The organism is Segatella asaccharophila, assembly GCF_054687055.1.
On record NZ_BAACAN010000018.1, the window covers coordinates 1 to 14570 of the forward strand.

The window sequence follows — 14570 nt, forward strand, 5'->3', positions numbered from 1 at the left end:
CTGCCTGTCTGTTTTATGGAAATCTTTTCAAAGAACTCTTTCTTTTTTCTCCGCCCCCGGTTTTTATCCGAAAGCGGTTGCAAAGGTAGTGCTTTTATACGTAACCGCCAAATCTTTTTAGAAAAAAATTAAAATAAATAATACGTATTTCTCCTTTATTGACAAAATAAAACCGGGAAAAAGAAGCTTTGAAAACTCTATCTATTCATATAATAGTATGTTAGGGCAAAAAAGGAAATTATTCCATTCCTCAGTCCTCAAAAGGCAAGTTTTTATACCTTTCACGGTATCCTAGCAGACAATCTGCTCAAGCAACACCAAACAGAAAGAGAAAAAACAAATACGCGATGCACAAAAAGTAAGAACAAGAGACGGTTTTCTCTTCAAGATTATTTAAATTTGCAATCATTAATCTATTAAAATAAGAAAAGAAAGAGATGAAAAAGACCTTAACATTACTTTTATGCCTGCTTCTGGCTTTACCCGGAATGGCAAAAAAAACAGTAGAACGTGACGCCACCTTTGTACACCCCTGGAGTGGCAAACGAGTTGCCTATTTCGGAGACTCCATCACAGATCCAAACAACAAAGGGTCAAAGAAGAAATACTGGAATTACCTCCAGGAGCTTTTAGGAATCACCCCCTATGTTTATGGAGTCAGCGGACGGCAATGGAATGACATCCCGCGGCAAGCCCGTCAACTGAAATCAGAACACGGAGACCAGTTTGACGCCATACTCATCTTCATCGGGACGAATGATTTCAATGCAGCAGTCCCCATAGGACACTGGTACAACGAGACCGAAGATTCTGTAGTAGCCGCCGTCCATCAGCCAAAAGCCACCGTACTCCGCAGGAGACGCACCCCCTGCATGGACGAAGGCACCTACCGCGGGCGCATCAACATTGCACTGAGCACCATCAAGAAAATGTTCCCGACCAAACAGGTAGTCCTGCTCACCCCTATCCACCGAGCCTATTTCTATGCCGGCAATTCGAACATCCAGCCCACTGAGCAATATCAAAATGCCTGCGGTGAATATTTTGACGCCTATGTACAATCCGTAAAAGAAGCCGGTAATATCTGGGCCATGCCCGTCATTGACCTGAACTCCGTTTCCGGTCTTTATCCTCTTTTCGATGAGAGCGCCATTTACTATCACACCCTCGATACGGATCGTCTGCATCCAAACGACGCAGGACACTGGAGAATAGCGAAGACTCTCTATTATCAGTTAGCCTCCCTGCCTTGTGATTTTTCCTTTCAAGGTAAGAAATGACTAAATACCATTAAGGGGACATTCTCCAAAGAACCGTCCCTCCTTCTTATAAAAAAAGCAATGCTAAACCTCGCATTGCTTTTTTTATAAGAATATTTCTCAGGGATCATCCAATCACCCCTTTGTAACCAGCACGACATTCCGTCCGGGTCATCCATCACCGTAAACACGCCATTACATAATGCGATATGCACCATCAAGGCAAGAGGGATACACCATCGGGACAAACTGTATGCACCATCGGGATGGGCTCAATGCACCATAGAGGCAAGCTGTATGGTACATTGAGGTAACGGTTGACAGAAAACGTGGCAAATCAAGAGCAGGCCATCTTGAAAATTAAGAATATAATAAGGTGATCATTTAATAAGCCGTATCATTCTTGATATCCGATGCTTTTATCTTCTTCTTGTCAATAGCTCTCCAAGCGAAATAAATATAGACAAAAACTACCGGCAGGAAAAGAGAGACATAGAACATTGCCGTAAGTGTCGTCTTACTACTGCAACTGTTAGCGATCGTCAGCGAGCTCTGCAAGTCAACATTGGAAGGATAAAAAGCCGTATGATTCCATCCTGCAATGAGAAGCAGGACAAGAACGACCATCACCACGCCAAAGCCTGCCGGCCAGATACCTTTTATATAAGTCTTGCTGAAGACCGTACGGATCACTCCGAAAAGCAACAAGACAACGCCAGCCACGAAAACCAGAAGCAATGGCCACATCTCTATCAGATTCTTCAGATACTTCATCGGTTCCATAAAGATGACACCGGTTCCAGGTTGATAGGCAAAGCCGTCTTTCAAGAGCGTACGGATAAGAAAGGTCAGGAAAAATGCCAGGAAAGCGATGGCATTATAAAGCAACTGTCTGCGACCTCTCATCCGGATTTTTTCATCAGCTATATTATTGACAATATAAAGGAGCCCCAGAACACGAGCCAGCAAGAATACAGCAATACCGAAAATCACATTCCAGGGATCCAGCAAAGCGTCCAGACCATTGCTGGCATTCGCCCAATGGCTGATCACAGGCTGCAGACCACTGATCATGTTCATCTTATTAATGACAAAATTAGAACCATCAAAGAAAGTGGCTACAGCCCCCCCGATCAGTAATGGACCTACGACACCATTGATAATCAGGCAAATCTGGAAGGTCCGAGGACCTAAAAAATTTCCTATCTTGTTCTGAAATTCATAACTCACTGCCTGGACAACAAAAGTAAACAAAATGATCATCCACAACCAGTAAGCGCCTCCAAAACTAGTACTGTAGAAAAGAGGAAAAGAGGCAAAGAAAGAGGCCCCGAAGGTGACCAGAGTCGTAAAAGTAAACTCCCACTTCCGTCCTGTAGAATTTACGACCAGGCGGCGCTCCTCAGGAGTCTTGCCCAAATTGAATATCAGACTGTTGGCCCCTTGCACAAAAAGCAGGAACACCAGGAATGCGGCCAGCAAACTGATCACAAACCACCAATATTGTTGAAGAAAAGAATATGTCATAATCAGAAAATTTTAAGCGTCCACCTTTACTATCTCTTTCTCAGTATGCTCAGGCCCCTTCTTGATCTGTTTGAAAAGAATGCATATCTCCACTGTCAGCATCGTTGTGAAAAGTGCCAGGAAGATAAAAAAGGTCAGGGCTACGGATCCGGAATGGAGATCAGAAACGGCTACCCAGGTAGGCAGCATATCCTGAATGGTCCACGGCTGCCGGCCAAACTCAGCCACCAGCCATCCCGACTCACTAGCCAGATAGGTCAATGGAAGGAAGATGATTGAGACCACCTGAAGCCAGCGATAACGGCTGATGTCCTTCTTATAGACCATAAACAGATCCACTATAAAGAACAGCACCAGGAGGAATCCTATGCCGACCATGACCCGGAAAGCCCAGAAGTTGACGGGGATGAACGGTACGACCTGGCGGGGATTCTTCACATACCCATAGCCGAAATATTTGATATTATCCATCACCGTCTTTTTGGTTACCGCATCCTTTTTCCCCTTACGGTATTGCACCAAAGCCGCAATAGCCTTTTTGCCCATAGCCATTTTTTGCTCCACAGAAGGTTCCCTGGTACCATCCGGCAGCGTATATCCGTTCAGAAGCTCATTAATGCCGGGCACATAACCATGAATCTTCCGGGTAGCCAACAGAGAAAGTCCATCAGGAACACCTACCTTCATAGGAGCTTCCCTGACCTTCTCATAGTCCGGTTGTTTAAAAGGATTGACAGCCGCCACGACCGTCAAGGCCTGATCATTTCCACCATGATACAACGCTTCCATCGAAGCCAGTTTCATCGGTTGCACCTTCGAAACCATCACTGCCGAGTTGTCTCCAATCAGGACGGTCAGGACCGAAGAGACCAGTCCTACGATAGCAGCTATCTTAATACTCTCTTTAGCCAATTTTTCCTCCCTGTGTTTCAGTAAATACCAACCACTTACTGCCACGCAGAAGACCGCCCCGATGATCCAGGAAGAGATCACGGTATGGAAGAACTTATCCACGGCGAAAGGAGACAAGGCTATTTTAGCGAAAGAGCTCATCTCGAAACGCATGGTATCCGGGTTAAACACAGATCCTATCGGATCCTGCATCCAGGCATTAGCGACCAGGATCCACCAGGCGGAAAGAGTCGCGCCCAATCCCGTGAGCCAGGTAGAAGCAAGGTGAAATCCGGGAGAGACCTTCTTCCATCCGAAAAACATCACCGCCACGAAAGTAGCCTCCATGAAGAAAGCAAAGATCCCCTCAATGGCCAGAGGAGTACCAAATATGTCCCCTACGAACCAGGAATAGTTACTCCAATTCGTACCAAACTCAAATTCCAGGATGATCCCTGTAGCCACCCCCATAGCGAAATTGATTCCAAAAAGCCGTTGCCAGAAACGGGCAGCATCTTTCCAGAAGATCTTCCGCGTCCGGTAATAGCAGGTCTCCATAATCCCCATGATAATGGCCAGTCCCAGCGTCAGCGGGACGAACAGCCAATGATAGATGGCCGTTAGCGCAAACTGTGCCCTCGACCAGTCAATTGTAGCGGTTGTAATGTCCAAAAGGTTCATTATATATGATTTTAAATTATTTGTTGATTCGTTCTTTCCGATTTTCCGTAGCCGTAAAAGCCCTTATCTGGAACCGGGCAGCCGCGGCTTCACCGGCCGTGGCGTCATCTGCGCCGACGGAGTGGTCCGGTTAAGAACTTGTTCAGACACAAATTGGCTCTCCTGTCCCTTCCTGGCATGATGACTGATGAAATCCGGGAAGAAAAACACTTTTAATATTGCAAAAATGATAAACAGTTTAATCAGAATCACCGCCCATAGCGTCTTTCCCACGGTCATATCACGAAAGCCATCATAGTACAAGCGAAAAGTCCTATATAGGAAATTGTTTCGTTTCATACATATTACAGTTTACGGTTACGATGCAAAGATAAGAAAATAATTTGAACGTTGGTCCTTTTTTCGCTAAAAATATTACATTTAATTCCTTTAACGGTAAACTGTGCTTTTTTTCTTGGCCAATCAACATAAAAGCCTTACATTTGCAAGAAGTTTAGAACAAAAAGATATAGGTACTATTCTATAAGCAGGACCGGAAACTTTTAAGATGAACCCATCCGAGAAGAGAAGGAATCCATTGCCGACCCTATATAAGCGAGTTCTCTAACAAGTTTTAGATCTCCTGTATACAATAATAGGTATTACTTATATTATAGTCGTCGAATCCATTTCATGCAAGAACAAAATTCATGTACATGAAGAAATTAGCAACAATTGTCGCCTTTTTAGGAGCTATGTTACCGGCAACAGCCCAACAGACCCTGAGTCTGCAAGATTGCAGGGAGATGGCTCTGAGCAACAACAAGCAACTCAACATTTCCAAATTAAACGAGAAAGTAGCCTATAATACACAAAAGGCTATGCGTACTAAGTATCTACCCAAAGTAGATGCTATAGGCGGTTATCAGTTTTTCAGTCGCGAAATATCCCTGCTCAACAGCAGACAAAAGGACGCTCTGACCCATTTAGGGAGTAATTCTATCGGGAGTCTCAGCACAGGAGCTTCCGACCTGATCACTTCATTGGTCCAGCAAGGACTTCTCACCCCACAAATGGCCCAGCAGCTTGCAGGCCTGTTACAGCAATACAGCCCTACACTCGGAAGTTTAGGAGACCAGATAGGCACAAAGATCAAGAACGCGTTCCGCACGGACACCCACAACATCTGGTCAGGATCAGTTATGGTCAGAGAACCCGTCTATATGGGTGGAGCCATTAATGCAGCCAATAAAATAGCAGACATTAATGAGCAATTAGCGGCAAACGGTGTTGACTTTACGACACAGACCACCCTCTATCATACGGATCAAGCGTACTGGATGGTTGTCTCACTGAAGCAGAAAGAAGACCTGGTCTACAGTTATCACAAACTAATCAAGAAGCTCAGTGATGATGTCCATAAAATGATTGCCCAAGGTGTAGCCACCAAGTCAGACGGCCTGCAAGTGGACGTAAAGGTCAATGAAGCTGACATGCAAGTCACTCAGGTGGAAGACGGTCTGTCACTGGCAAAGATGTATCTCTGCCAACTCTGCGGGCTGCCTTTGGACGAAGACATACATCTTGCAGACGAGAACAAGAAGAATCTGGATTCCTCCAGTTTCCCCATAGTCCAGCCGACCGATTCAGACCTCATGACCCGTCCCGAGATCAGGATTCTTCAGAACACCATAGATATCAGCAAGCAGAACACTAAGATGATCCGGGCAGAATACCTGCCTCATGTCCTGGCGACAGGAGGCTATCTGGTATCCAGTCCCAACACGTTCAATGGATTCCAGAAACAAATTGCCGGCGTCTGGACCCTGGGGCTTACCGTAGAAGTACCCTTATGGAGCTGGAATGAAGGGTCATACAAAGTAAGAGCCTCTGAGGCAGCATCCAATATTGCCGAGATGCAAATAGCAGATACCCGTGAAAAGATTCAACTGCAAATATCTCAAAGCCGGTTTAAGATCAAAGAAGCCCATAAGAGGCTTGTGATGACAAACCAGAATCTGAAGAGCGCTGATGAAAATCTCCGTTCCGCCGATCTCGGATTCAAGGAAGGGATCATGAAAGTAACAGATGTCATGAGAGCCCAGACCGCCTGGCAACAAGCCCAGAGTGAGAAGATAGATGCAGAAGTGGACTTAAAACTCGCTCAGACAGAGTTGGAAAAGGCTCTTGGTATTTTAAGATAATCATAGAAACAAAAATCACGCTATATAATTATGTCAGCGAAATCACAACATAACAACATCATGCTCGCAGTCCTGGGATTTGCCCTGGTCGTCATCGTGGTGGGCATCATCGGTTTTTTCACTTTTGGAAAGCAGAAAGACATCATTCAAGGTGAAGTAGAAGTTTCAGAATACCGGGTATCCAGCAAACTCCCCGGGCGTATCGAAGAACTCAGGGTCAAGGAGGGAGACTATGTCCATGTAGGAGACACCCTTGCCATCCTTCAAGTACCGGAAATTTCCGCACAGAAACAGGTGCTGGAAGCCACCGGAGAGGCCACCCAAGCCATGCAGAATCTGACCGATGCGGGAGCCAGGAAGCAGCAGATTGAGGCAGCATACCAAATGGTGATGACTGCCGTATCCGCCCGAACGATAGCCAAGAAGACCTATACCCGGATGCAAAACCTCTATAATGAAGGAGTCATCGCCGGCCAGAAACGAGATGAAGCGCTGGCAGCCTATCAAGCCGCATCGTCTCAGGTAAAGGCGGCAGAAGCCCAATATGACCTTGCCAAGAGTGGAGCCCGCTCCCAGGAGAAGCAGATAGCTGCACATAACACCCAGGCCGCCAGAGATGCCGTAAAGGTGATGAGTTCCCTCTTAAAGGAGACCGTTCAGATCTCTCCCGTAGAAGGAGAAGTCTCCGACGTCTATCCTGAAGTCGGGGAACTTGTCAATATGGGATCCCCCATCATGAGCATAGACATCATGAATGACCTCTGGGGAGATTTCAACGTGAGGGAAGACCATCTGAAGCATTTGAATCTCGGACAGACCTTCACCGCATACGTTCCGGCATTTGACAAAAACATCAAGATGCGCGTCTACTACATCAAGGATGAAGGATCATACGCCACGTGGAAAGCCACCAAGACAACAGGCCAGTATGACCTGAAGACATTTGAAGTCAAAGCCCGTCCGATCACCAGTTTAGAAGGTCTGCGTCCGGGAATGAGTCTGATTATCAAGAAAATAAAGAAATAACAAAAAGGGGTAGACATTGAAAGTCCTCAAAGACATTTATCTGATTGCCCTGAGAGAGTGTGGCAATATCCGAAGAAATCCTATTTATGCTTTCTGCATGATTTTCTTCCCCATCATTGTAGTCATTTTTTTCACTTCACTGATGGGGGAAGGAGTTCCTGCCAAAATGCCAGTGGGAATTGTCGACCAGGATAACACACCAACTTCCCGTGCCATTATACGCCGTCTCGATGGCCTGCAAACGACAAGTATCGTAGAAAGTTATGAGAACGTAAACGAGGCCAGAAGAGACATCCAGAAGGATAACATCTTCGGCTTTCTCTATATTCCCAAAGGCATGACCAGAGACATCATGAGAGGAGTACAAGCCAAGATGTCCTATTATTATAATACGGAATACCTGCTGGCAGGTAACCTGCTCTATCGTGACCTGAAGACAGCCAGTGCGCTGGGGACAGCCGGCGTAGGAACGGAAAAACTTGCGGCAATGGGAAAGACAGACCAGGAAATAGCGACTAATATCCAGCCGGTTGCAATAGACCTGCACCTGATCGGTAATCCATGGACCAACTATAATGTCTACTTAAGTACCTTTATCGTACCGGGAGTCCTGTTACTTTTCGTATTTCTGATCACTCCCTATTCCATCGGGACAGAGTTGAAGTTCAAACGTTCCCGGCAGTGGATGGCCATGGCGCACAACAACGTTTACGTAGCCATTGCCGGCAAGATGCTGCCGCAGACACTCATTTTCCTGTCTATCTTCTACTGCTTCGAATTTTACATCTACTACGTCCTGGGGTTCCCCCATCCAGGAGGAGTAGGCAGAATGCTCCTACTCGGTTTCCTCTCCGTCATATCCTGCCAGAGTTTCGGTATTTTCGCCTTCGGGCTGATGCCATCCCTGCGCATGGCCATGAGCATCTGCTCACTATGGTCCGTAGTGAGTTTCTCAGTTGTCGGATCCACCTATCCCCTCGAAAGCATGGCCCCCGAGATCCAGGCCATTGCCCAGATGTTCCCCCTGCGGCACTACTATGTCATTTACCATACGTGCATATTCAATGACTTCCCCCTCACATACGTTTTAAGCGATGTCATCGCACTGTGCTGCTTTACCATATTGCCATTGCTCACAAGCGGAAATCTCAAGAGGGCAATGCTACATGATATTTATATTCCTTAAACAATGGAACAAGAAGGTTTTATAAAAGCTATCGGACATGGTATCCAGGATATGTGTTATATCTGGGCCAAGGAGATGCGCAATGCCTTTTCTGACGAAGGGGTACTTATTTTCTGTATTCTCGTTCCACTTTTCTATCCTCTGGTATATTCCTGGATCTACAACAACGAAGTGATAAGAGATGTACCTGTAGCCATCGTAGACATGTCTCACAGTCATCTGAGCAGAGAGTTTATCCGTGACTATGATGCCAGTCCCGACACGAAAGTAGCCTATTATTGTGATAATCTGGAAGAAGCTAAGCAACTCGCCGGCCGGAACGCCGTGCATGGCGTACTCTATTTTCCGGAAGATTTCGAGAAGAGAGTTTACCGGAATGAGACGAGTCATGTAAGCACATACGCAGACATGAGCCTGATGCTTTACTATCGTGCTGTTTACAGTACTGCGGTAAATGTAGCCAACAAGATCAATTCCAAGATTCAGATCAGCCGGTCAGCCGATTTCACGAATCAGGAAGATAATGTCACTGCCAACCCCATCAAATCGAGTAATGTTGCCATCTTCAATGAGCCAGGGGGCTATGGCAATGCCATCATTCCCGGCGTACTCATGCTGATCCTTCAGCAAACCCTGCTTCTGGGCATCGGCTTATCCGCCGGAACCGCGAGAGAGAACAACCGCTATAAGGAACTTGTACCGATCAGCAGACACTATATGGGGACTTTCCGGATCATATTGGGCAAAGCCATGGCATGCTTTATGATTTACTGTGTACAGGCAGCTTATGTCACCCTCTGCGTCCCCCACTTTTTCCATTTCACAGAATTATCAGACCCTCTGGCACTCTGGGGACTACTTATTCCCTTCATCCTCGCGGTCACCTTCTTCGGCATGACTCTGTCCTGCTTTGTACGCTACAGGGAGAATGTCCTGTTACTAGTCATCTTCACTTCAGTTCCTTTTCTATTCATGACAGGGGTATCCTGGCCTCTCAGTAACATCCCGGGATTCTGGGAGGGTGTTGCAGCCCTGATCCCATCAACCTGGGGAATCCGAGCATTCATCTCCATCAATGACATGGGCGCAACGCTGGACGAAGTCCAGAAGTTTATCATACCCTTATGGATACAAGTCATCGTCTACGGGTGTACCACCTTCCTGGTATACCGCTATCAGTTGAAGCTCACCAGGAAGCGGGCCTACTCAGCCATTGAGAACATCAAGAACAAGGCTTTGGCCGCCAAAACGGAAAAGGGAACTTCCACAGAGACCTCAGATACGGATATTCCGGAGGAAGAAGCCGAAAACCAAATATAGGATCTGAACGCAGAGATAAGGAACGAATAAAGGGGCGTTTTCTCAACGAGAAAACGCCCCCATAAATGACAGAATTTCACATTTTCTTTATTTGACAGGGGCCGGATCTGCATCCCCCACTATCTTTTCTCCCGTATCCGGTTTCTCATTATCAAGCCCCTTCTCCGATTCACCAGACCCACTTTCTGTTTCGTCCGTTAAACCCGTCCGCGTGTTGACGGACTTCACAACCTCTTCCACCAGCGGTTGATTAGCAAAACGGTGAGAATAAGCCGAATAGTCAGGTTTGATCCGCTTATAAGTTGCATCCTGGAACAATGGGCTGGAAATGATATGGTCAGCCGTTGACCGGTTGCAGCAAACCACAATATTCTCCACATTACACAAGCGTGTCAAGGCACGGACATCAGAATCATGAGGCTGCATGGTCATCGGATCCGTAAAAAAGAACAGGTAATCGATTTTCCCCGCCACGATAAGAGACCCCATCTGCTGGTCACCACCCAAAGGACCAGAATTAAGAATAGTAAAATCCCACTTTACCTCCGGATGCTTTTTAGACAAAGCAGCCAGAATCAAGTGCCCTGTGGTACCGGTAGAATAGAATTTATGTCCAATCAATTTATTCGAGTTCCATAAACACCATTCCATGAGATCCTTTTTGTTGGCATCATGAGCCACCAGACCGATATTCCTCTTCACGAAATTTTCCATAGTTTTTTCTTTTAGTTTAATTCTAAATATAACTGGTTAACCAAGGATCCAACAGATAAAGAAGAAAATTGCTTCCCCTTGTTCTTCCGGATCATACATACAAAGATAAAATTGTTTTGCCAAGAGCACAAGCATATCACCATATTTCTTGCCCCCATAAAGTTAATGTGAGTTAAATATACTTGGAAAACATCCACACACGCTGCTATTTCCTTGATTCACAAATCCATATCGGTCAGCAGATATTGCATGACAGATCATTTATTCTTATCTTTGCAACCAAGGTAAAGAAAAGGATCATTTACTTTACCTGTAAATGAGCATGAACATCAAAGACCATCATAAGTCATGATGGCAGCTATGAGCACTCGATCATTTTTCAAAATTTAAAAGAAGAAACATGAAACTTATTTATTATTTATTTCCCGGCAAGAGAAAAGATGCCCAAACATCTTCTCTACTACTGGCAACAAGAGTCATTTTCGGACTCCTTCTTGCGAGTCATGGTCTTCAGAAACTCATCAATTTCAACACAATGGCATCCCAATTCCCCGATCCTCTTGATATAGGAGGAAAGGCTTCACTGTCATTAGCCATCTTTGGGGAACTGGCCTGTTCTATCGCTTTTATTGCAGGCTTTCTCACCCGCCTGGCCGTCATCCCCATGATTTTCACCATGAGTGTAGCCTTTTTTACCGTACATAACGGCTCTATCTCTGCAGGAGAGCTGGCGTTTGCCTATCTGATGGTTTTCCTATTGATGTTCTTTGCCGGTCCCGGCAACTACTCCATCGACAGCCTGATCGGCAGAAAGTTATCCTGTAAAGGAGTGTGACCCTGAAGATTCAATTGGAGCCACCAACGTTGCAAAAAAAGGTCTTATTATGGGGAAAAATTCCACAATGATTCCCCATATTCCCCATACTGTGCCCCCTTCAAGGATATTCACAACATATCTTAAAATGCTTACTATCAATAATTTATATTTATATCTCATATTCTGGCACATCCTTGGCACTATACTTTACAAGGAAAACATTATTAATTCTCTAAAAGTATAAAGATATGAAAAAATTAGTCGTAGTAGCAGTAATGTTAAGTATGAGTTTTGCATCGTACGCACAAGTACAAGGAAATGACACAGTCAAGACAGACACCATCGCCACGTCTGCACCTACCGGACAGCCATCAACAGCAACCGCCGAAAACGAATTGCCACAGGTCGTCAAAGACTCCATCGCCAAATCCTACCCGGACGCAGCCATCAGTGAGTTTACCAAAGAAGATCACGATGGACAAACTATCTATTCAGTAAAAATACGCACAAAAAATAATGCCGTATTTACTGAGAAATACACCGATGAAGGCAAAGTAGTAGAATAAAATTTGAGAGTCAATATCCAGTTTATGGGGAGGGTCGGCATTTTTTGCCACTCTCCCTTTTGTCATTTATCAGTCAAAAAAGCATAAAAGAAGATCCCTCTCCATATTTTTTCAGACCGAAAAGCGTATATTCGCAATATGTTAAAGAAAACCATTTCATGAAATGTTCCATATTTCCACCCAATTAAAAGTTACCATCGGCTTCTTCGCCTTGCTGCTGCTCATCGGATTGTCCGTTGGACTTGTCTACCATGAGATGTCTACATCCATGGAAAACAAACAGCATGAAATGGCACATATTGACTCCATGAGAGCAAAAATCATGAAGAAAGACCTGCAGATAGAAGAAGCCCTGCAGACCGTCAAGACGGTCTATAATCCGTCAGATTACGAGCCCTATTTGGACCATCTCATCAACACGAAGGATACGCTTATCAACAAACCACGAACAGAACATAAAACGGTTACAACTACACAACAGTATACGATGCGGCAAAGGAAGAACTTACTCAAGCGCATCCACGACGTATTCGCACCCGGAAAGGGAGATACCCTGCGAGTGAAAAGTATCAGCACTGCAAAAGAGACTGACAGTGTGGCCAAAGCCTATAATCCGGACGATTCCGTCAAGAAACTGCTGGAAGGTACAAGGCGGCAAGCCGAGGCCCAGCACCGCCAGAAAATACGCCAACTGAACCGACAAGTAAGGAGATTAAGATCAAGTGAAGCAGAAATGGCCCGACAGACTGACCAACTCATGCAGATAATGAAGGGAGAAAATTACCTGCTGCAACAACAACAGATTGAAAACATGAAGTCGGCCCGGCGGCATTCGGTGAAGACTTTAGGATGGGTGGCCATAACCGCCCTGTTGCTGGCAGGGATATTCCTGTTTATCATCTTCAGGGACATCGAAAAGGGCAACTGCTATAAGCATCAGTTAGAACAAGCCAATGAAGAGACCTCCCGGCTGCTGGCTGAGCGTGAACAACTGATGCTCACAGTTACCCACGACATCAAGGCACCGGCAGGTTCTATCCTCGGATATGCCGACTTGCTGAAACGTATCATACAAGACGAACGCCAACGTACCTATCTCAACAACATGAAGGCATCAGCCCAGCATCTGCTGAGAATGGTCACGTCCCTGCTGGATTACCATCAACTGGATGCACACAAGATGAAAATTCAATACCTTAATTTTCAACCGGCAGAATTATTTGATACTATCTATCAAAGTTTTCTGCCTTTAGCCTCACAGAAGAATATCCAGATCAGATACTCCTGCAGCAACATACTTCGCAAGACCTACCGTGGAGATGCGTTCCGCATCCGTCAGATCGTAGAGAATCTGATGTCTAATGCCTTAAAATTCACCGATAAAGGCATCATCAGTCTGACCGTCGGATTAAGCAACAGCGACCTGTCCTTTTCTGTAGCAGACACCGGACCGGGGATGAAGCCAGAAGAACAGCAAAAGATATTCAACGAATTCACAAGACTCCCGAATGCACAAGGGCACGAAGGTTTCGGACTCGGCCTATCCATCACTAAAAAACTAGTCCAGCTCATGCAAGGAGAGATCTGGGTGACCAGCGAACCAGGAAAGGGCTCTACCTTCCATGTTACCCTTCCGATACAACCGGAAGGGCCCCAGATGACCGTCAACAGTCATCCCACCCACCTGACAAGATTACTGCTGATAGATGATGACCCTTTACAACTACAACTCACAAAGGCGATGCTTGCACATCAGGACATTCGGCTCACCACAAGCCTGCATCCACTGGAAGTAATTGACCAATTAAAGGAGAATGATTATGATGCCATTATCACAGATGTCCAGATGCCAGAGATGGATGGATTCCAACTGGTAAAAGAGATTCGTGAGGCCGGTTCCATCCTTCCGGTATATGCACTGACGGCACGAAGTGACATCCAGGAAGAAGAACTACGGAAATTTGGATTTTCCGGCTGCCTGCATAAACCGTTCACTACAGAAGAGCTGATGTCCACCATCACACACCAGCCGGCTAAAAACGAAATAAGAAACAAGAATGAATTTAATTTCGCATCTCTGACAGCATTTGCAGGTGATGATGAACAAGCAGCCCAGGTCATCATCCAGACCTTCCTGTCTGAGACGAGAAAAAACTGCCATTTAATTACCGAGGCATTACAGCACAAAGATGTACCGTCCCTTACCGCAACTGCACACAGGATGCTCCCCGTATTCATGCAGATAGGAGAAGAGCGGTCAATCACTGCACTGTCATGGATAGAAAAGCAACGCGGTCAGACATTCATGACAGCTGAACTTAAGGAAAATGCAGAAGAAGTACTTGCGGCCTCAGAGCGGATCATGGCTGAAGCTCAGAAATAGAAACAATGATACCTTGC

General features: G+C 45.7%; 11 protein-coding genes and 1 pseudogene. 8 read left to right on the forward strand and 4 right to left on the reverse strand.

Annotation, left to right across the window (positions count from 1 at the left end; all coding sequences use genetic code 11):
- The first annotated feature begins 437 nt into the window (after positions 1–437).
- Complete coding sequence (locus tag ACYRYG_RS09950; protein WP_460198070.1) at positions 438–1280, forward strand: SGNH/GDSL hydrolase family protein; 843 nt, start codon at positions 438–440, stop codon at positions 1278–1280.
- Between the two features lie 363 nt (positions 1281–1643).
- Here ACYRYG_RS09950 and ACYRYG_RS09955 read toward each other — a convergent pair whose 3' ends face one another.
- The 3 genes from ACYRYG_RS09955 to ACYRYG_RS09965 all read right to left on the reverse strand — a co-directional run bounded on the left by ACYRYG_RS09955 (position 1644) and on the right by ACYRYG_RS09965 (position 4697).
- Positions 1644–2786 carry a cytochrome d ubiquinol oxidase subunit II gene (locus tag ACYRYG_RS09955; RefSeq protein ID WP_293419901.1) on the reverse strand — a complete coding sequence of 381 codons (1143 nt, stop codon included), beginning with the start codon at positions 2784–2786 and terminating at the stop codon, positions 1644–1646.
- A gap of 12 nt (positions 2787–2798) precedes the next feature.
- Positions 2799–4358, reverse strand: coding sequence for a cytochrome ubiquinol oxidase subunit I (locus ACYRYG_RS09960; protein WP_293419898.1), 1560 nt, complete (start codon positions 4356–4358; stop codon positions 2799–2801).
- 63 nt (positions 4359–4421) lie between these two features.
- Positions 4422–4697, reverse strand: a complete 276-nt coding sequence (locus ACYRYG_RS09965; protein WP_293419895.1) for a DUF4492 domain-containing protein — start codon at positions 4695–4697, stop codon at positions 4422–4424.
- A 356-nt stretch (positions 4698–5053) separates the two neighbouring features.
- Between ACYRYG_RS09965 and ACYRYG_RS09970 the strand changes: the two genes are divergently transcribed.
- From ACYRYG_RS09970 to ACYRYG_RS09985, 4 genes are read left to right on the forward strand one after another with little or no spacing between them, the layout of a single operon-like run.
- Positions 5054–6541: a TolC family protein gene (locus tag ACYRYG_RS09970; protein WP_293419892.1), complete on the forward strand. Its 1488-nt coding sequence runs from the start codon at positions 5054–5056 to the stop codon at positions 6539–6541.
- A 30-nt stretch (positions 6542–6571) separates the two neighbouring features.
- Positions 6572–7567: an HlyD family secretion protein gene (locus ACYRYG_RS09975; protein ID WP_293423867.1), complete on the forward strand. Its 996-nt coding sequence runs from the start codon at positions 6572–6574 to the stop codon at positions 7565–7567.
- Positions 7568–7583: 16 nt separating this feature from the next.
- Positions 7584–8753 carry an ABC transporter permease gene (locus ACYRYG_RS09980; RefSeq protein ID WP_293419886.1) on the forward strand — a complete coding sequence of 390 codons (1170 nt, stop codon included), beginning with the start codon at positions 7584–7586 and terminating at the stop codon, positions 8751–8753.
- A gap of 3 nt (positions 8754–8756) precedes the next feature.
- Positions 8757–10073: an ABC transporter permease gene (locus ACYRYG_RS09985; RefSeq protein ID WP_293423871.1), complete on the forward strand. Its 1317-nt coding sequence runs from the start codon at positions 8757–8759 to the stop codon at positions 10071–10073.
- 207 nt (positions 10074–10280) lie between these two features.
- Here ACYRYG_RS09985 and ACYRYG_RS09990 read toward each other — a convergent pair.
- Positions 10281–10787 (reverse strand): annotated as a pseudogene (locus ACYRYG_RS09990) (methylglyoxal synthase); the annotation flags it as partial.
- A gap of 400 nt (positions 10788–11187) precedes the next feature.
- Between ACYRYG_RS09990 and ACYRYG_RS09995 the strand changes: the two are divergent.
- The 3 genes from ACYRYG_RS09995 (at position 11188) to ACYRYG_RS10005 (ending at position 14553) form a co-directional block, all read left to right on the forward strand.
- A complete protein-coding gene (locus tag ACYRYG_RS09995) occupies positions 11188–11622 on the forward strand; it encodes a DoxX family protein (RefSeq protein ID WP_293423873.1) in 435 nt (144 codons plus the stop codon).
- A gap of 230 nt (positions 11623–11852) precedes the next feature.
- Positions 11853–12170: a hypothetical protein gene (locus tag ACYRYG_RS10000; protein WP_293418164.1), complete on the forward strand. Its 318-nt coding sequence runs from the start codon at positions 11853–11855 to the stop codon at positions 12168–12170.
- Positions 12171–12333: 163 nt separating this feature from the next.
- Positions 12334–14553, forward strand: a complete 2220-nt coding sequence (locus ACYRYG_RS10005; RefSeq protein ID WP_460198071.1) for an ATP-binding response regulator — start codon at positions 12334–12336, stop codon at positions 14551–14553.
- The last annotated feature ends 17 nt before the right edge of the window (positions 14554–14570 follow it).